Origin of the sequence: Tistrella mobilis (assembly GCF_039634785.1) — a bacterium.
Lineage (GTDB): Bacteria > Pseudomonadota > Alphaproteobacteria > Tistrellales > Tistrellaceae > Tistrella > Tistrella mobilis.
Window position 1 is genome coordinate 355931 of sequence record NZ_JBBIAB010000003.1, and the last position, 19106, is coordinate 375036.

Consider the following 19106-nt stretch of genomic DNA (forward strand, 5'->3'; position numbering starts at 1 on the left):
TCAGGCCTCCGTACCGGCGGAAGGGGTGGCCACGGCCGCATGGGCCTCGGCAAGCAAAGCGAGCGCATCCATGCCGGCGGCAAGGAAGCGCGAGACACCGGCCCCGGTCAGCGCCGCCTCCAGCTCGCCCGGGCGGCCGGCCAGCCAGACATGGGCGGCACCGGCCGCCTTCAGCGCGGCAGCCGCGGCTGCCGCCTCTTCGGCATAGCGGGCATCCGACGAGCAGAGCACGGCAAGGCGCGCATCGGCCGGCAGACCATCGATGCCGTCATGAATATCGGCATCGATACCGCCCGCGGCCAGCAGGTTGCGGGTGAAGGTCAGCCGGGCGGTATAGTCGGCCGGCGTACCCAGCGTCACCAGCAGCGCCTTCGGATACGAGCCGTCGGCCGTGAGGCCGCGGGCGGCCTCGCGCAGCCGCTCGTAAGGCTCGGCCAGGCGCATGGGGGCAAGCGGGGTGCAGGCGGATGCCGGGCCGTCGGCCGCGATCTCGGGCATCGGCCGGGCGAAGGACGCGGGGTCGACCTCGTCCATGGTGGGGGCGACATCGCCCAGATTGGGGAATTCCGAGACGCCGATCAGGCCGGTCTGGCGCTTCGCCACCGCGGCCTCGATCGCGGCCCGGGTGGCGGCGGCACGCTCCTGCACGATGCCGGCTTCCAGCGCCGCGATCAGGCCGCCGGCCTGCTCGATCGCCTGGAAGGCGGCCCAGCCGGCGCGGGCGAAGCCGTCGGTCAGCTGCTCCAGCGCCCAGGCGCCGGCGGCGGGGTCGGCAACCCGGCCCAGATGGCTTTCCTCCATCAGCACCAGCTGGGTGTTGCGGGCCTGGCGGCGGGCAAGCGCGCCCGGATGGCCGATCGCATCGGTGAAGGGGGCGAGCACGACCACATCGGCGCCGCCCACCGCACCGGCAAAGCCGGCCGCGGTCAGCCGCAGCAGGTTCACCCAGGGGTCGACCTTCGAAAGCATGCGTGCCGACGACCGCGCCTCGATCCGGGCCGGAACCTCCACGCCGGAGGCAGCGGTGATCCGCCCCCAGATCGCCCGCGCCGCACGCAGCTTGGCGAGCGAGGTGAAGTACTCGCCATCGACCGCAAGGCCAAGCGTGACGCGGGCGAAGGCCTCCTCGACCCCGAAGCCCGCCTCGACCAGCGCCTTCACGTAAAGCACGGCGGCCGCCGCCATCACGCCCAGTTCCTGGGCCTCGCCGCCGCCGGCCTCGTGGACCACCTGGCCCGAGGCGCGCAGGAAGCGGGCTTCCAGCAGATCCGGCGCCAGGCGCTTCGCCAGCGCCGCCGCCCGGGCGACCCGGGCCTGAACCGATCCGGGTGCGGTACCGCTGGCCGCAAAGGCCGAAACCGGATCCATGTTGAAGGCGAGCGGCGCGCGGATGGCGCCGGGCTGGCTGCGGGCGAAACCGGCGAGCCAGCCGGCCGCCTCGACATCGAGTGCGCCGGCATCGAGCCCGACCGGCGCCAGATCGATCATCACGCCGTCGAGCACCGTCGCCAGATCCTCGGCCGAGACCGCGGCGATGCCGTCGCGGCCGGTCGGGTCCAGGCGCAGCAGCACCGAGGCGGCGCCGTTCTCCAGATCCTCGAGCACCTGGGTATTGGCGGTGGCGGGATCGGGGTGGCGGATCAGCGTGCGCAGATCCCAGGGCCGCGCCGCATCACCCGTGGCGGGGCGCGGCAGCATCCGGGCGGCGATGCCGTCTTCGGGCGTGTAGAGCGGCTCGACGCTCAACCCCTCCCGGGTCTTCCAGCGCAGCTTCTTCTCGTAGGGTGCGCCCTTCAGCGTCTTCTCGACCAGGGCCATCCAGGCATCCCGCGACGGCGGATCGAAATCCGCGGCCAGCGGGGTGGCGGGTTCGAGGGGATTGCTCGTCTGCACAGGTTTCACCACGGTTTTTTCCGATCCGGCATCTTCTGGCGCCTTCGGACGCGGCCCCGCGGGCACTGCCTGCACGGGTCTGCCGAAGGCGGGTTCGGCGTTTCCTTATCCTTGCGTCCGGAACCGGGCAATGCACCGTCGTCCGGACATGGGTCGCAAGACATATACCGCAAAGCGGTAGCAGACTGGAAACACGAACCGCATCGCAGCAACACCCGGCACGTCGGGAACCGCGTGCGAATATGCACGGGCAGCGCGGCAGAGGGGGTCAGCGCAGCGTCGCCAGATCGGCTGCCAGCCCGTCCAGTGCCGCGCGGATCAGGGGGCCGCGCAGCCGCGCCTTGGTTGCGGCATAGGCGGCGGGCGACAGACGCTCGGCCAGATCCCGGGCCATGCGCTCCGCCCGGGCGACGGTGCTGGCGGGGTCGACCTCGATATCGTCGATCAGATTCTCGGCCAGCGCCGCCTCGGCCGAGAAGGCTTCGGCATGCAGCAGCGCCCGCGCCTCCAGATGCCGGGGCACCACGCTTTGCGCCACCATCAGCATCCAGGCCGGCAGCGGCATGCCGATCGCGGTCTCGTTCAATTGCAGCCGATAGGGGCCGGCGGTCATGCAGCGCATGTCGCAGGCATAGGCCAGGATCGCACCGCCGGCAATGGCATGGCCGGTCAGGGCGGCCACCGTCGGCAGGCCCAGCCCGTGCAGGCGCAGCACCAGCCGCGAGAACTGCTCGAAAAAGGCAATGAACCCGGGGCCGGACATGCCGGGCAGAATCTTCAGGTTCAGCCCGGCCGAAAACATGCCGTCGCGCCCGGCCAGCACCAGGGCGCGGGCCTCCGCCGCCTCGACCTCGTCCAGCGCCGCATCCAGCCGGGTGAACCAACCGACGTCGAGCGCATTGGCCTTGCCGTCGTCGAAGCGGACGGTGGCGACCCCGTCCCGGAAGCTGGTCTCCATGGAATGCGTCTCCTCCCTGACATGGCCTGAACGCCGATGGCCCCAACGACGGCGGCCCCCGCCCCGCCCTCTGATCCGGGGCGGGTTGCGGGGGCCGCTATCATAGCGCGTCCGGGTGGAAGCCGTCACGCGGGTGCGGGCCAAGTGGGTGCGGGCCAAGTGGGCGCACGCCAGGTGGGCGCACGCCGGAGAGGGGCCATCAGCTGCCGCGGCTGCGCGGCTGGATGCCCAGCCAGCCACCGCCGCCGGTGCCGCCGGCGCCGATGGTGTTGCCGTTGCCGCCGGTGCCTTCGACGCTGTCGGTCACGCCCTTCAGGATCGAGGTGGCGCGGTTGAAGCCGTCATCGGCGTGATAGGTGATGGTCACCACCTCGCCGCGCGCGACCTCGGTCATCCGCGGGTCGCCGATCAGGAAGGCGGTGCCGTCCATCAGGGTCAGGAAGGCGCCGTCGGCCTGATAGACCACGCCCTGCCTGGTGTGGGTGCCGGAGACATCGGCTGCCGCGGCGGTAAGCGGCGCGGCGGCGGCCTGCTCTGGCGTCACGGCATGGCGCTGATCATTGGCGGCACTGGCCATGCCGGCACCGGCAAGGGTGAAGGCGGCGACAAACAGGGGGAGGGACTTGCGCATGATCTTGGGTCCTCTGTTCCGGGGACGGTGCCGTCGGGCACCGCATGCCCCTCGAAACCACAGGCGCCCGCAGCCGTTCCCGGGGTCATGGTTTTGCCCCGATCTCGTCGCAGCCCCGCGCGCCGGCCATCAAAATGCCGCAGCCGACACGCGAACGCCCGCCATCCCGGGGGCAGTCCGGGATGACGGGCGTCCTCGATCGGCATCAGGGATGCCGAAAGGCATTGGCGGCTGACGGGTCAGCTGCCCTTGGCGCGGGGCTGGGCGCCCATCTGGCCGCCGCCGCCGGTCGCCGACGAGCCGGTGGTGGTCGAATCGGTGCCGGTGCCGCTCAGGCTGTCGGTCGCACCCTTGCGCACCGAGGTGGCCTTGTTGGTGCCGCCGTCCTGATTGTAGGTGACGGTGACCTTGTCACCGGCCTTCACGTCGCTCATCTGCGGGTCGTCGACCTGGAACTTCGTGCCGTCTTCCAGGGTCACGCTGTCGCCGCTGACGCTGGCGACGGTGCCCTGCCTGGTCATGGTGCCGGCGCCGGCACCCGTGCCGCCCGGAGCGGCAGCGCCCGAGCCGGTGCCGATGCCCGGCGTGGTGCCCGGATTGGTCGGATTGGCGTTCTGCGAGCTGCCGGTGGTTCCGCCGGCGCCGGACGGCGTGCCGGAGGTGCCGGCCGCGGTGGCGAGCGAGGCGCCGCCGAGCATGAGGGCGGTCACGAGAACGGGCAGGGTCTTACGCATCGGGGGAGGTCTCCATACTGAGCAAGGCAACTGCGTGCCTTGCCGGGGGTCTGAGGCGTGGCGGGGCGCCATCCGCCTCTTGCCCCCTTCAACGGATGGGGGCGACGACCGTTCCGCCCCCTGCCCGAATTATTCGCCAGGCCCCCTCCCCCCATCGACGGGCTTGGCATCGCCATCCTGCGCGAGTATGTTCACGCAATCTTGATAATAAGAATCATTCGCAATTTAGCGACGAGTCCCTTCCAACGAGAAAGGGATCGGTCCGAATGAACACCACACGGCTGACGAACGGCCTTGGCCATGGGCTGCTGGCCCTCTGCCTCACCCTGCCCGCCACCGCCTTCGGCCAGAGCGCGGCACAACCGGTGGCCGCAGAACGTGAAGACGACGACAGGACGGAAGGCGCAGACGCGCCGGCGGGCACAGGCGAAAGACTGCCGCCGCTGTCGGTGATCGCCACCCGCGGCACCCGGTCGGTCGACGACATCCCGGGTAATGTGACGGTGATCGACAGGCAGGAACTGGACCTGCGCATGGTGGAGGATATCGGCGAACTGGTCCGGCACCTGCCGGGCATCCAGGTCGACCGCCAGACCAGCGGCACCAACCCCTTCGGCGATCGCACCGGCTTCACCATCCGCGGCGTGTCGGGCAACCGCATCCTGACCCTGGTCGACGGCAGCCGGACCCTGGAGCGGATCACCGACAACACCCGCGACGTGGTCGAGCTGACCCATATGAAACGGGTGGAGATCCAACGCGGCCCGGCCTCGGCACTCTGGGGCAGCGATGCGCTGGGCGGCGTGGTGGCCTTCGAGACCATGGACCCGGAGGACTATCTGGCGGTCAGCGGCCGCGACACCGCCTTCCGCTTCGACACCACCCATTCGACGCTGGACGACGCGACCGGCGGCGTCGGGGCGGCGGCGCTGCGCTATGGCGATTTTGCGGCTTCGCTGTCGCTGGGCCGGCGTGTGGGCCACGAGCCCGAGAACCGCAATGCCCGCAGCTCCAAGGCGGCCGGGGCGGTCTGGGACTGCTATCGCAATCCCGGCGCCACGCCCTGCGGCCAGCTCGATCCGGCCGATATCCGCGCGGACAATGTGCTCGCCAAACTGGTCTGGACGCCCGGCAGCGATCATCGCATCGGCCTGACGCTGGAGCATTTCGAGCGCGAGACCGAGGTCGAGCAGCTTTACGACCACGGCTATGACGCGGCCGGCAATTTCGTCGCGAATTACGACCGGACCCAGACGCTCAGCCGGCAGCGCATCGCGCTGGAGCATGACTGGACGGTGGATTTCGGCCCGATCGAGACGATCCGCTGGCAGCTCTCGCATTCCCCGCAGAAGAGCAGGCGCGAGGGGACACGCGATCGCATCCTCGCCAACGGCAGCAGCGAAACCCGCCACGACTATCTGGAATACGAGGAAGCCTTCACAGAATTCGATGCCCAGTTCGATGGTGGTTTTGCGACCGGCCCGCTCAGCCACCGCCTGACCTGGGGTATCGACGGCGACTATACCGAAACCGATTACGAGCGCATCGACACCACGGTCAACCACACCACCGGCACCACCACGGTGGCCCGCGCCGGCGGCTTCAACTTCGCCAACGCCACCACGATCCGCGCCGATGCCTATGTCCAGGACGAGATCGGGCTCTGGAACGGAAGGTTGCGGGTGACCCCGGCGTTGCGCCTGGCGCATTACGCGATCGATCCCCATCCGAATGCCGATTACAAGCCGGTGGACGGGGCCGAACCGCGCAAGGTGACCGAGACCGAGCCGACCTGGAAACTGGGCGCGGTGCTGGATCTGGACGACAGCTATTCGGTCTATGCCCAGTATGCCGAGGGCTTCAAGATGCCGACGGCCCAGCAGCTTTATACCTCGCTGCCCAGCACGAGCTTCAACCTGGTCCCCAATCCGAACCTGCGCCCGGAATCGGTGAAGAATTACGAGGCGGGCCTGCGCGGGCGCTTCCGCGACGGCAGTTTCTCGGTGGGCGGCTTCTATGCCGACTATACCGATTTCATCCAGTCCTTCGTCTTCCTGCCCAATGGCGACATCACCTATGACAACCTGACCACGGTGAAGGTCTGGGGCCTGGAAGCCTCGGGCGAACTCTATCTGGACGATCTCTGGAGCGTGACCGGCGCGCTCTCGGCCCAGCGCGGCAAGCAGCAGGCCTCACCGGGTGAGGACACCACCGCCTTCGACGGCGCCATTCCGCTGGGTGGCACGCTGGGGCTGCATTACGACGACAGCGGGATGGGGCTGCGTGCCAGCCTTTACGGCACCTTCCAGCGCGGCGTGACCCGCACCGCCGGCAGCAATGCCTATAAGCCCGGCGGCTATGGCGTGTTCGATTTCGCCGCCGCCTGGACGCCCGCGCACTGGATCACGCTCCGCCTCGGCATCGACAACATCTTCGACAAGCGCTATTTCCCGAGTTCGGCCACGGCCTATGCCGCCCAGCCCTCCGGCACCTCGGTCGCCAACACCAACCCGATCGAGGCGCAGGTCCAGCCGGGCCGCGCGTTCTCGCTCGGCGCAACGCTGACCTTCTGACCCGATGACGGTCACCGCCGATCCCGGCCGCCCAGGCGGCCGGGCACGCGGCACCGCCCGCCGCCATCGCGGCGGGCGGCTGCGTTGTTTCCTGCGTCTGGCCCTGCCCTTCTTCCTCAGGCCTGCGGGCCGGGCGGCGGCGCTTAAATTCACCCTCGCCTTCGGCCTCGCCATCGCCGCGGTCTGGATCGGCTTCGAACGCAATGCCTGGAACCAGACCTTCTTCGGCGCGCTGGAGCGGCGCGATGCCGACGCCGTGTTTCGGGCGACGCTCGACTGGATCTGGCTGCTGGCGCTGCTGGTCGGTGTTTCGGTCCAGCGGGCCTATCTGGAACGCATGGTCGAGATCGAATGGCGGACCTGGCTGACCCGCCGCCTGCTCGACCGCTGGCTGGGGCGCGGCGGGCTCTGGCGACTGGAGAGCGCCGGCGGGATCGACAATCCGGACCAGCGTGTGGCAGAAGATGCCCGGCTGCTGTCGTCGCTGACCGTGGAACTGACGCTGCGGGTGCTGCTCGATGTGGTCGAGCTTGGCCTCTATATCGGCGTGCTCTGGTATCTGTCGGGCACGCTCGCTTTGCCGCTGCCGGGGGGCGGCAGCCTGGATCTGCCCGGCTATATGGTGATCGCGGCGGTGCTCTATGCCGGCATCGCCAATCTGGTCGCCCATCGTCTGGGCCGGCCGCTCGCCGGGCTCGCCGCCCGGCAGCAGCACCGCGAGGCCGATTTCCGCTTCGGCCTTGCACGGCTGCGCGATGCGGCGGTGGAGGTCGTCCTGCTCGGCGGCGGCCGACGCGAGGCCGGGCTTGCCGCCGGCCGGTTCGATGCCGTGCGCCGGAACGCGCTCGACCTTGCCCGCCGCCACCGGATCTATGCCCTGTTCCAGACCCCGTTCAGCTATACCGTGCTCAACATCTCGATGTTCGTAACGGCACCCGCCTATCTGGCCGGCCAGCTGGATCTGGGCGGCATGATGCAGGCGCGCGGCGCCTTCTCGACGGTGGTCGCAAGCTTCGCGACCCTGGTCTTCGTCTATCCGAAAGTCGCCGAACTGATGGCGGTGCTCGGGCGGCTGGAAGCCTTCGAACAGGCGCTGGCCGATCGCGGCCCCCGGCTCTGCCCGCATCCGGCCGGGCGTGCCGCAGCGACGGATGCGCTGATCCTGGAAAGGGTAGCCGTCACAACCCCCGACGGAAAACCGCTGACCCGGCCGATCGATCTGGTGCTGCGGCCGGGCGAGAAAGTCGCGCTCACCGGCGCGTCGGGCACGGGCAAAAGCCTGCTGCTTTCTGCCATCGCCGGCGCCTGGCCGCATGTCACCGGCAGGATCGAGCGGCCGCAGGCGGGCTGGCCGCCGGTGGTCGTGCCCCAGCGCCCCTATCTGCCCGGTCTCGCCCTCGGCGACGCCCTGCTCTATCCGGCAGAGGGGGGCAGCCGGGCGGACGCCGCAGGGCTGCTGGACGCCGTGGGGCTCGGCCGGCTGGTCGCCGATCTGGACGGCCCGCCCCGCGACTGGGACCGGCAGCTTTCACCCGGGGAGCGTCAGCGCCTGGCCCTGGTCCGCGCCCTGCTCCGCCGGCCGCGCTGGCTGCTGATCGACGAGGCGACCTCGGCGCTGGATGCCGAGGCCGAGACGCGGGTGCTGGCACTGATCGACCGGATGCACCCGCCGCCGGCGGTACTGATGGTGGCGCACCGCCCGGCGGCGATCGCCGCCTGCGACCGGGTGGTGGCGCTGCACCCGGCGGCAGATGTTCCGGCGGATCAGGCGCCGGCCTGATCCAGCGCCGTCATCTCTTCGGCGGTCAGCGACAGATCCAGCGCCTTAACCAGGCTGTTCAGCTGGGCGAGGCTGGTGGCGCTGGCGATCGGCGCGGTGACGCCGGGGCTGGCGATCATCCAGGCCAGCGCCACCTCGGCCGGGGTCGCGCCATGGGCCTCTGCGACCCGGTCGAGGGCGGCCAGGATGGCGAAGCCCCGCGGGTTCAGATATTTGCCGACCCGGCTGCCGCGCTGGCTCTGCGAGAGATCGGCCTCCGACCGGTACTTGCCCGAGAGGAAGCCCGAAGCCAGGCTGAAATAGGGAATGACGCCCAGCCCGCGGGCCATGCACAGATCCCTGAGCGGGCCTTCGAAGCTGCTGCGGTCATAGAGATTGTATTCCGGCTGCAACGTCTCATAACGGGCAAGCCCGCCGGCGGTGGAGATGTCGAGCGCTTCCGACAGCTGATCGGCCGTGAAGTTCGACGCGCCGATCGCCCGCACCTTGCCGGCCTTCACCAGCCGGTCGAAAGCTTCCAGCGTCTCGTCCTGGGGCGTGTCGGCATCGGGATAATGGGCCTGATAGAGATCGATATGGTCGGTCTGCAGGCGGCGGAGCGAGGCCTCGACGCAGCGCTCAATCCGCGCGGCCTTCAGGCCCTTGTCGTCGGGCCGCATCGGGGCGCCGACCTTGGTCAGGATCTTGACCTTCGCCCGCTTCGCCGGGTTGGCGGCCAGCCATCTGCCGATGATGGTCTCGGACTCGCCACCCTCATGCCCGTCGACCCAGACCGAATAGACGTCGGCGGTGTCGATCGCATCGATACCGGCATCGACCAGGGCATCGAGCAGGGTGAAGGAGGTCGGCTCGTCGGCGGTCCAGCCGAACACGTTGCCGCCGAAAACCAGCGGCACGATTTCAAGGCCGGACTGGCCGAGCTGGCGCGTCTGCATGGGGGAACCTCTCCTGATCCAGGAACGCCCGCAGATGCCGCCTCCCCGGAAAAGCTCCGGGGCCGGCTGCGGGCGACCCATGGTCGCGCGCCCCCGGCCCCGTATGCAAGCCGTCAGCGTCCCCAGCCCTCGCCACTCAGCATCGTCGGTCGCCGACGCGACCGACAAGCCGCCATTGCGGCGGCGGCCAAGGGTGCGGCAGCACCCGCCCGGCGAGGGTCAGACAAACTCACCCGCCCGGCGAGGGACCAGACAGACTCCTTCTCAGATGCAGCGCCCGCCATCGACTTCCATGCAGACGCCGGTCAGGAACGAAGCGGCATCCGAGGCGAGGAAGGCGGTGGCTTCGGCCACGTCGCGGGCCGAAGACAGGCGGCCGAGCGGAATGGTCTCGATGATCTTGGCGCGCGCCTCGGGCGTGTCGGGCTGGCCGAGGAAGGCGCTGGTCAGGCCGGTCGGGCCCATCACCGGGTTGACGGCGCAAACCCGGATGTTGTCGGGCGCCAGTTCCACCGCCATGGTCTTGGTGATGACCACGGCCGCGCCCTTGCTGCCGTTGTACCAGACCAGACCCGGGCGCGGACGCACGGCGGCGGTGGAGGCGATGTTGATCATCACGCCGCCCTTCTGGGCGCGGAACACCGGCACGGCATGCTTTGCCGCCCAGAACAGGCTCTTGACGTTGACGTCGAAGACCTTGTCGAAGGTCGCCTCGTCGACATCGGTCATGGGCCCGCGGTTGTGGGTATAGCCGGCATTGTTCACCAGCACGTCCAGCCGGCCGAAGGCATCGGTCGCCGCCTTGATCATGCCCGCGGTGCCGGCATCGGTCGCCACGTCGGCATGCACATAGACCGCCTCGGCGCCGGTCGCCTTGATCTCGGCCGTCACCCGCTCACCGCCGGCATCGTTGATGTCGGCGACCACGACTTTGGCGCCCTTCTCGGCGAACAGCCTGGCGATGCCCTCGCCGAAACCCGAACCGCCGCCGGTGACGATCGCAACCTTGCCCGTCAGGCTCATCTTCTGCTCCTCTCCTGGAACGATCGGCCGGTGCCCTACCGGCCACGGCATCCGGCCCCCGTCTGATGGTGCGGGCGGGGTTTCCGGACCGGCCTCCGATCTCCCGTCCACCTCCGGCGACGGGGCGTCCACTCTCGGAAAACGCGAGCGGACAGCGAAGACATTCGCGGACAATAGCACGTCGGACGGCGCTGGGAAGAGCCTGCCAGCGCCTCTGAACCCAAGGAAATCCGCCGATGCCCGCCTTGCGCGGAGCGTGCGGCGCACCATTCCCGCCGCAGTCCCTGGGCACAACTATTCGTTTCAAATTGACACAGAAACTTGCCGCCCGCACAGTCGACCGCAACGGCCCGAAGCAGCGGCCGGCAGAATAGGGAGAACACGTCTGATGGCGATCCGCGCCCCGCATTTCCCCACCGACGGCGTCACCTGGTTCAATCTCGCAGGCCCGCCGCCAACCCTGCAGGACCTGCGCGGCCGGCTGGTGATCCTGGATTTCTGGACCTTCTGCTGCATCAACTGCATGCATGTGCTGCCGGTGCTGGCCGAGATCGAGCGGCGCTATCCCGACACCGTGGCGGTGATCGGCGTCCACAGCCCGAAATTCACCGCCGAGCGCGACCCCGCCAAGGTCGCCGGCGCGATCGCCCGCTACGGCATCACCCATCCTGTGATCCACGACCCCGAGATGCGGATGTGGCGCGAATATGCCATCCGCGCCTGGCCGACGCTGGGTTTCATCGGCCCCGACGGCGCCTATCTGGGGGCGGCCCCCGGCGAGCCGGCGCTGGAGAAGCTGGTGGAACTGGTCGATCGGGTGCTTGAAGAGGCGCGCGAGGGCGGCAGTCTCGCGCCCGCCACGCTCGATCTGGCGCCGGCCCCCGAACCCGCGCGGCTGCTGCGCCACCCGGCGAAGCTCAAGGAATTCCGCTATGGCCGCGGCTCTGCCGGCTGGGCGATCGCCGATGCCGGCCATCACCAGATCGCGCTGTTCGACAATGCCGGCAACGAGATCCGCCGCGTGGGATCGGGCGAGCCCGGGCTGGTCGACGGGCCGGCCGAGAGCGCACGCTTCCAGCGGCCGCAGGGGCTGATCGCCGCCGATGGCGCGATCTTCGTCGCCGACACCTGGAACCACGCCGTGCGCCGGATCGATGTGGCGAGCGGCGAGGTCACCACCATCGCCGGCACCGGCCGGCGTGGCCCGATCCTGAAGGTCGCCGCCCCCGCCATCGATACCGCCCTGGCCAGCCCCTGGGATCTGGAATATCGCGAGGGCGTGCTGTATGTCGCCAATGCCGGCACCCATCAGCTGGCGCGGATCGATCTTGAGACCGGCGTGCTGGAACCGCTGGCCGGCACCGGCGCCGAGGCGCTGGTCGACGGCCCGGCCGATCAGGCGGCGCTGGCCCAGCCCTCGGCGCTGGCGCTGAAGGAAGATCAGCTCTGGTTCATCGATGCCGAAACCTCCAGCCTGCGGCGGCTGGATCTTACAGGCGGCATGGTCTCGACCCTGGTCGGTGACGGGCTGTTCGAGTTCGGCATGGTCGACGGGCCGGCCCGGACCGCGCGCTTTCAGCACCCGCTGGGCCTCTGTTTCGACATGAACGGCAACATCCTCGTCGCCGACGCCTATAATGATGCGATCCGGGTGGTGGATCCGGAAACCGGCATGGTCTCCAGCCTCGACGATCCGCCCTATGACTGTTTCGACGATCTCTGCCGCCCGCTGTCGGAACCGGCAGGCGTTGCGGTGGATGATGACGGGGTGGTCTTCGTGGCCGATACCGGCAATGACCGGATTTTCCTGTATCACGACGTGTTCCGGACCAGCCGGACGTGGGCCGAATGACGCAGACGGGGGGCGGAATGACGCAGACGGGGGCCGAATGACGCAGACCAGGCCCCGGGCGGATGACCTGCTGATCCGCCCCGCCCGCCCCGACGAGGCGGCGGCGCTGGCCGCGATCGAGGATGCCGCGGCGGCACAATTCGCCCGGATCGGGATGGATCTGGGTGCTGCTGCCTCGGATCCGGCCGCCATCGCCGCACGGGCGGCCGAGGGGGCCGTGCTGGCCGCAAGCCTGGGCGGCCGGCTGACGGGCTTTGCCATCGTCACCGTGGTGGACGGCAACGCGCATCTTGCGGAACTCGACGTGGCGCCGGATGTCCAGCGCCGGGGCATCGGCCGCCGCCTGATCGAGGCCGTGGCCGATCGGGCGCGTGCGGCAGGCCATCACCGCCTCACCCTCACCACCTTTCGCGACGTGCCCTGGAACGGCCCCTGGTACCGCCGGCTGGGGTTCACGGAGATTGCCCCCGCCGCCCAGGGGCCGGCGCTCAGACAGATCCGGCAGGACGAGGCCCGGCGGATCGACCCGCTCGGACCGCGGATCGCCATGGCAAGACCGCTCTGATCCGGCTCAGAGCCGGCCGAGCAGTTCGTCGACGAAAGCGGGGACGATCAGGCTTGCCGGGCCGTAGCGGGTTTCGGTGAACAGGCTGGCGCCCTCCGACGGCTCAAGGTTCAGTTCCAGCGTATGGGCCATGCCGCGATGGCGGACATCGGCCACGAAACCCGCCGCCGGATAGACCGTGCCCGAGGTGCCGACCGAGACGAACAGCCCGCACTCGGCCAGCGCCGCCCAGATCCGCTCCATCTCGAACGGCATTTCGCCGAACCAGACGATATGCGGCCGCATCCGCCCGGTCGATCCGCAGCCGCCGCAGGCCGAGGCCTCGTCGAGATCGGCCAGGTGATGGGCGACCGCCTCGCACTCCAGACAGCGCACCTTGGCCAGTTCGCCATGCATATGGATCAGATTGCGGCTGCCGGCCCGCTCGTGCAGGTCGTCGACATTCTGGGTCACCACCAGAACCCCGCCCGGCCAGGCCGCCTCCAGCCGGGCCAGCGCCTGATGCGCGGGATTGGGCTGAACGCTCGCCAGCTGGGTGCGCCGGCTGTTGTAGAAGCCCTGGACCAGGGCGGGGTTGCGGGCAAAACCTTCGGGCGTCGCCAGGTCTTCCAGGCTGTGGCGCCGCCACACCCCGTCGGCATCGCGGAAGGTGTCGAGCCCGCTTTCCTTCGAAATGCCGGCCCCCGTCAGCACCACGATCGGCAGGTCGGGGGTCACGTCGTCCAGGCTCGTCTCAGGGTCGAAACGGTCGATCCAGCGCATCGGGGCTCACTCGCGAGAAGAGGACGAGAGGAAAAATGCGGCACTGCGGCTCAACGCCGCAGCACCTGCCGGCAGTCGGGCCGGCGGTCCTGCCAGCCCTGGCGCTCCAGCTCCGGCACCTCCTGCTCATCGGCCGCCCGGCCGAGACACAGATAGCCGATGAAGCCCCAGCCGGCCGGCACATCCAGCAGCTGCACCACCGGTGCGGGATCCAGGATCGAGACCCAGCCCAACCCCACATCATGGGCACGTGCCGCCAGCCATAATGTATGGATGGCGAGCACCGCCGAATAGGCCACGGTTTCGGGCATGGTCCGGCGGCCGAGCCCGTGGCCCTGTTCAGGATCGGTGACCGCGAAGACCGCAAGCTGCAGCGGCGCCTTGTCGAGCCCTTCCAGTTTCAGCGCCCGATAGGCGGCGCGGCGCGGATCGGCCTGGGCGGTCGCCGCGGCCTCGTTCGCCTTCAGCACCTCGGCGCGGATGGCGGCACGCAAAGCCGGCGTGTCGACCCGCACGAAGCGCCAGGGCTGGGAATTGCCCACGGAGGGCGCGAGACAGGCGAGATCGAGCAGCCGGTCGATCAGCTCTTCAGGCAGCGGATCGGTGCGGAACCGGCGCACATCCCGGCGCCAGCGCAGCAGCGTCTCCAGCATCGCCTGGAAGTCGGGATCGAAAACCGGTGCTGCGCTCGCCATTCATCAGCTCTCCGTCAGTCAGCGCCCATCGACCCGTCAGCGCCCGTCGATGATCGACCCGCGGCGGACGCGGAACTGCGTGCCGTCATCCAGCTTGTGCAGCCCGTCCTCCAGCCGGCGGCGGGTGCCGTCGGGGTTCATCACCGTCGCCTGCATGCGGAACTCGGTCGCGTATTGCGAGGGGCCGATCATGACGGTGCGGCCGTCGGACAGCATGCGGATCACCGTGTTGGGCGGCAGCGGCGGCGGCACCTCGGCCTCGCCGGGCGCGGCCGGGCCTCCGGGGACCGCCGGCGTCGTCGGCTGCGGCTGAAGGTTGCGGTCCGGCGGGATCTGGGCGGCGGCAGGGGCCATCCAAAGACAGGTGATCGTCAAAAGTGCAGAAAAGATCAGCGGCAGGCGGCTCGGGGAGGAACCGGGACGGGCGAGCATGGGTGATGCGACCATTCGACAGACTTGGGGGCGCGGCAGGATCCGCCGGCGACCGGCGGATCAACCATTGATGCATAGCATTTAGATGTCGGCGCCGCGAATCTTCTGCAAGCTCTCGATCAGGGGATCGTCACCATCCTCGTCGCTCTCGTCCTCCTCGCCCCCATCCTCGTCGCCGTCATCCTCGCCGACAGGGGGCAGGCCACCGCCGGTTTCGGTCACAAGCCGCCAGGCCGGCAACAGCACCCGGACCGTGGTTCCGACCCCGGGCTCGCTTTCCAGCACCACCTCGCCGTCATGCAGGTCGACCATCGCCTTGACCAGCGACATGCCGAGCCCGGTGCCCTCGTAGCGGCGCGACAGCGAACTGTCGACCTGTTCGAAGGGCTGGAAGACCCGCGGGATATCGTCTTCGGCGATGCCGATGCCGGTATCGGCGACATAGAGTTCGATCGTGCCGCCCTCGCCCTCGGCCGCCCCCGGCACGGCCGGGCCGGGATTGCGGCGCACGCCCAGCTCGACCCGTCCGCCCGGATCGGTGAACTTCACCGCATTGGACAACAGGTTCAGCAGCACCTGGGTCAGCTTGCGCTCATCGGCCTTCAGATCGGCGCGGCGCAGTTCATCGGGCAGTTCCACCACCAGATCCAGACCGCCACGCCGGGCGCGCTCGGCCACCATCCGGCGGCTGCGCTCCAGCAGGAAGCGGATCGGAACCTCGCTTTCCTCGACCGCAAGCTTGCCCGCCTCGGCCTTGGACAGATCCAGGATGTCGTTGATCAGCGACAGCAGATGCTGGCCCGACTGGCGGATGTCGGCGACATATTCTTCCTGCTTGGCGCTCATCGGCCCGAACAGCCCCGACTGGAGCATTTCCGAAAAGCCCAGAATCGCATTCAGGGGCGTGCGCAGCTCGTGGCTCATATTGGCCAGAAACTCGGCTTTGCTGCGTGCGGCCGCCAGCGCCGCATCGCGGGCCAGACTCATGCCTTCGGCCAGTTCCACCAGCCGGGCGGTCTGCTCCTCCAGCCGCTCGCGCGTGTCCTGCAGCTCGTGCAGGTTCTCCTCGAGCTGGCGTTCCTTGACCTTGATGTCGGTCGCATCGACATGCACGCCGACCACCAGCCCGCCGCTCATCAGCCGTTCGCGGATCTGCAGCCAGCGGCCGTCGACATTGCGCTGCTCGATGATGCCGATCGGGTTGCGGTGCTTGCGCACGCGTTGGGCGATCCAGGCCTCCCGATCGGCCAGACCCACGTCGATCCGGCCGGAATCGATCTCTTCCCGCAGCATGTCGACGAAGGGCGTGCCTGGCCGGGTCAGGTGGTCCGGCACGCCATAGAATTCGCGATAGCGGCTGTTGCAGAACACCAGCCGGTCCTCGGCGTCGAACAGGACCAGCCCGGCCGACATGGCGTCCAGCGCCTCGTCGAGCACGCGATGGGTGCGCTCGGCCGCCTGGGTCTCGCGGCGCTGGTCGGAAATGTCGATCAGGGTCCAGGCGATGCGGTCCAGCCGGCCGTCCTGCAGACGATCGGCCATCGCGGTGATCCGCAGCCAGCGCACCTCCGTGCTGGCGCCGAGCTGGCATTCCACCGACAGCCGGTCGCGGGTGCCGCGGCGCATCTCGTCGAGCAGCCCGGCCAGCCGCTCGCCCACCACCCCCATGCGTGCCAGCAGATCGGCGAAGGATTCGGCCCGGCCCGCCCAAGACAACAGCGTCCGGGCCCGCTTGTCCGAAACCCGGACCCGCCCGTCGGCATCGGTGACGACCAGCCCCACCTCGGCGGCTTCCACGTCCAGCCCCATTTCGGGGTCGGCCAGAAAGTCCTGCGGGACGGCGGCGAGTGTCGAGGCCATGGCTTCGGGCAGGTCGATGGCGATACCGCGCAGCGTGGCGACACCGGTCGCCGACATCACCGGCGCGCCAAGCGCCACGATCACTCCGCCGCCCATCCAGCGCCGGGGCGCATCGGGCAGAAAGGCGCGGCGCAGCATGTCTTCAAGGTCGCCGGCCAGCACGGCCGGGCAAAGCCGGCGGGCAAGATCGGCCAGCGGCAGCGGGCGCTGCGGCTGATCGGCAAGATGACCGACGGGAACATCGCCAGCCACGCCCGGCCGGGCAACCAGCACAAAGCCGCAACCGGGCGCCGCCCCGCCATCGAGGCCGGAGCCGCCCGTCGTCGCCACCATGCGGACCTCGTCGGTCCGCGCCACATCGCAAGCCGTTACCGACGCTTTATCGCCCATGCCCTCGTTCACACCGTCTCACCCCAACCCACCGTGGCACGGCGGGGATCCGGATCACCTGACCGTTCATCCGCAAGTGTATTGTCCTTACGGAAGCGAGGCCACATGAACCGGAATGCGCGGGGGTGATTCCGGTCCCGTCAGGCCGCCCGGTCGCCGGATGCCAGGCGGCTGATCAGATAGTCGAGATTATCGCTGTCGATGCCCTCGACCTGGGTCAGCACACGCTCGATCAGGGTCGAGCGGTATCTGATCCGGTCTCCAGGCCGGCCGTCATACTGCATTTCACGCGCCACGTCGATGGCCGTCATCATCGCATGCGCCAGCGCGTCCGGAATCCGGGCGGTCTGCAGCAGGCGCTCCAGCCCCTTGCGGCCCGGATCGTCGATCAGCCGCTGGGCATTCATCAGCGCCACGCCGGCCAGACGCGCGATGCCGCGGTCGAAAAAGCCCCGATCGCCGATGCACAGCGCCCGGAACAGGATGGTGGGCGTCAGCCGGCGGGCGGCATAAAGCACGTCGATCAGCTCGTCCGGATCCTCGGCACGGGACGGATCGACCAGGCCGATCACCGCCCGTTCGCGGCCGGCGAGCGCCAGATCCAGCGCCAGGCCCGCAGGCACGTCGGGCCGCTTGACCAGCTGGGTGCGCAGCCGATCGGACACGACCGAGACCAGCCGCTCCGACACCTTCACCGGCAGCACCGGCCGGGCGATGACGCCAGCCTGAACGTTTTCGCTGGCCGGGAAACGGTCGATGGCGGTCAGCAGGGTCTTTTCGCCCAGCTCGGCCCCGGGATTGCCCACCACCGTCGCGACGGCGCCTTCGGCACCATGGCGGACGATCGTGTCCCCCAGTTCAGCCGAGATGGTCTTGCGACGGGCCACCGCTTCCTGTGCCGCACCGGTCTGGGCACGGACGATTTCGATCAGATCCTCGTCGGTCAGAACCTCCGAGAATTCCAGGATCGGCGTCGCCACCGGCACGACGTCACGCGCCAGCGTGCGGGCAACATCGCTGGGCACACCCGGATTGTCCTTCAGGGCCTCGGCGAGGGCGGAGCGGACCCGCACCTCGGCATCACGCAGCATCAGCCGGAAAATATCCTCGGCCAGCCGGCGCTCGCTGTCGCTGAGTTCTCCGTCGGCATGAACGGCGGCGACTTTGCGGGCAACGTCTTCGCGCCGCGCAGCCGTTGGCTCGGACAGCAGCTTGCGGATGTCTTCTTCGCTCAATTTAGCCATGACGACCTCCCCCGTTCCGTCGCGCCGCCGGACGATCTGCCCCATGCGGGCGGGCGATCCCCGGGCTTCGGTCACGGCGTGAACGCCTACAGCTTACGCGATTGGCCGGGACAGCGCCACGCAGGACAGGGTTAACACGTTCTTCACGATGTTTTCGTCAAGAATACCCGGCAAAAATACCCGGAAAACGGGTGTGCCGCCCCGCCCCTGCCGCCGCCCTGCGGTGATAGGACGCACAGTCGACCCCGATGGCTTATTCTAGATTGGCGCCCGAGAGACAGCCGTGATCCGCCGGGGCAACGGCGTGCGCGGCCGAGACGCAGATACATGAGGATGAGACAAGATCAATGAAGACCCGTTTCCGCATCGCAGCCAGCTTCCGCATCGCAACCAGCTTCCGCATCGCAACCCTGGCCGGCCTCGCCGGCCTGATGCTCGCCGCAGGCCCCGCCGCCGCCGAGGGTGACGCCGCCAAGGGCGAGAAGATCTTCGCCCGCTGCAAGGCCTGCCACACCATCGAGGCCGGCGGCCCCAACCGCGTCGGCCCCAATCTCCACGGCGTCTACGGCCGCGAGGCCGGCAAGGCCGAGGGCTTCAAGTATTCGAATGCCGTGGCCGAGTCCGGCGTGGTCTGGACCCCTGAAAACCTCGACACCTACCTCACGGCCCCCGCAAAGTTCATCAAGGGCAACCGCATGGCCTTCGCCGGGCTTGCAAAGCCGGAAGAACGCGCCGACATCATCGCCTATCTCGCCAGCCAGAAATGAGCCGGAGCGCCC

16 protein-coding genes are annotated in these 19106 nt (G+C 69.3%); 5 read left to right on the forward strand and 11 right to left on the reverse strand.

What is annotated here, in order from left to right; translation table 11 throughout:
- The 4 genes from WI697_RS06355 to WI697_RS06370 all read right to left on the reverse strand — a co-directional run bounded on the left by WI697_RS06355 (position 1) and on the right by WI697_RS06370 (position 4216).
- A complete protein-coding gene (locus WI697_RS06355; RefSeq protein WP_345957847.1) occupies positions 1-1902 on the reverse strand; it encodes a methylmalonyl-CoA mutase family protein in 1902 nt (633 codons plus the stop codon).
- Positions 1903-2161: 259 nt separating this feature from the next.
- Positions 2162-2851 carry an enoyl-CoA hydratase-related protein gene (locus WI697_RS06360; protein ID WP_345957848.1) on the reverse strand — a complete coding sequence of 230 codons (690 nt, stop codon included), beginning with the start codon at positions 2849-2851 and terminating at the stop codon, positions 2162-2164.
- A gap of 199 nt (positions 2852-3050) precedes the next feature.
- On the reverse strand, positions 3051-3482 hold the full coding sequence (locus WI697_RS06365) for a hypothetical protein (RefSeq protein WP_345957849.1): 432 nt from the start codon (positions 3480-3482) through the stop codon (positions 3051-3053).
- A gap of 239 nt (positions 3483-3721) precedes the next feature.
- Positions 3722-4216, reverse strand: coding sequence for a DUF1344 domain-containing protein (locus WI697_RS06370; protein WP_062767036.1), 495 nt, complete (start codon positions 4214-4216; stop codon positions 3722-3724).
- Between the two features lie 266 nt (positions 4217-4482).
- On the opposite strand from WI697_RS06370, the gene WI697_RS06375 reads away from it, so the two are divergent.
- Positions 4483-6789, forward strand: coding sequence for a TonB-dependent hemoglobin/transferrin/lactoferrin family receptor (locus tag WI697_RS06375; RefSeq protein ID WP_345957850.1), 2307 nt, complete (start codon positions 4483-4485; stop codon positions 6787-6789).
- 4 nt (positions 6790-6793) lie between these two features.
- A complete protein-coding gene (locus tag WI697_RS06380) occupies positions 6794-8569 on the forward strand; it encodes an ABC transporter ATP-binding protein/permease (RefSeq protein ID WP_345957851.1) in 1776 nt (591 codons plus the stop codon).
- Here WI697_RS06380 and WI697_RS06385 read toward each other — a convergent pair.
- Positions 8554-9504 (reverse strand): aldo/keto reductase, encoded by a 951-nt coding sequence (locus tag WI697_RS06385; RefSeq protein ID WP_062767043.1) that lies wholly within the window; start codon positions 9502-9504, stop codon positions 8554-8556. The two genes, WI697_RS06380 and WI697_RS06385, sit on opposite strands and share 16 nt — an antisense overlap.
- 264 nt (positions 9505-9768) lie before the next feature.
- On the reverse strand, positions 9769-10527 hold the full coding sequence (locus WI697_RS06390) for a glucose 1-dehydrogenase (protein ID WP_014748438.1): 759 nt from the start codon (positions 10525-10527) through the stop codon (positions 9769-9771).
- Positions 10528-10915: 388 nt separating this feature from the next.
- Here WI697_RS06390 and WI697_RS06395 point away from each other — a divergent pair, with 388 nt between their 5' ends.
- Positions 10916-12379, forward strand: coding sequence for a thioredoxin-like domain-containing protein (locus WI697_RS06395; RefSeq protein WP_345957852.1), 1464 nt, complete (start codon positions 10916-10918; stop codon positions 12377-12379).
- 37 nt (positions 12380-12416) lie between these two features.
- On the forward strand, positions 12417-12944 hold the full coding sequence (locus tag WI697_RS06400) for a GNAT family N-acetyltransferase (RefSeq protein WP_345957853.1): 528 nt from the start codon (positions 12417-12419) through the stop codon (positions 12942-12944).
- Positions 12945-12950: 6 nt separating this feature from the next.
- Here WI697_RS06400 and WI697_RS06405 read toward each other — a convergent pair whose 3' ends face one another.
- From WI697_RS06405 to WI697_RS06425, 5 genes are all read right to left on the reverse strand, one after another.
- On the reverse strand, positions 12951-13706 hold the full coding sequence (locus tag WI697_RS06405; RefSeq protein WP_345957854.1) for an NAD-dependent deacylase: 756 nt from the start codon (positions 13704-13706) through the stop codon (positions 12951-12953).
- A 50-nt stretch (positions 13707-13756) separates the two neighbouring features.
- Positions 13757-14401 (reverse strand): 5,6-dimethylbenzimidazole synthase, encoded by a 645-nt coding sequence (bluB, locus tag WI697_RS06410; RefSeq protein ID WP_296713200.1) that lies wholly within the window; start codon positions 14399-14401, stop codon positions 13757-13759.
- Positions 14402-14437: 36 nt separating this feature from the next.
- Positions 14438-14755, reverse strand: coding sequence for a hypothetical protein (locus WI697_RS06415; RefSeq protein WP_296713203.1), 318 nt, complete (start codon positions 14753-14755; stop codon positions 14438-14440).
- A gap of 159 nt (positions 14756-14914) precedes the next feature.
- A complete protein-coding gene (locus tag WI697_RS06420; protein WP_345957855.1) occupies positions 14915-17026 on the reverse strand; it encodes a sensor histidine kinase in 2112 nt (703 codons plus the stop codon).
- 197 nt (positions 17027-17223) lie between these two features.
- Positions 17224-18327 (reverse strand): DUF2336 domain-containing protein, encoded by a 1104-nt coding sequence (locus WI697_RS06425; protein WP_345957856.1) that lies wholly within the window; start codon positions 18325-18327, stop codon positions 17224-17226.
- A 347-nt stretch (positions 18328-18674) separates the two neighbouring features.
- Here WI697_RS06425 and WI697_RS06430 point away from each other — a divergent pair, with 347 nt between their 5' ends.
- Positions 18675-19094, forward strand: a complete 420-nt coding sequence (locus tag WI697_RS06430; RefSeq protein ID WP_345957857.1) for a c-type cytochrome — start codon at positions 18675-18677, stop codon at positions 19092-19094.
- Positions 19095-19106: the final 12 nt, after the last annotated feature.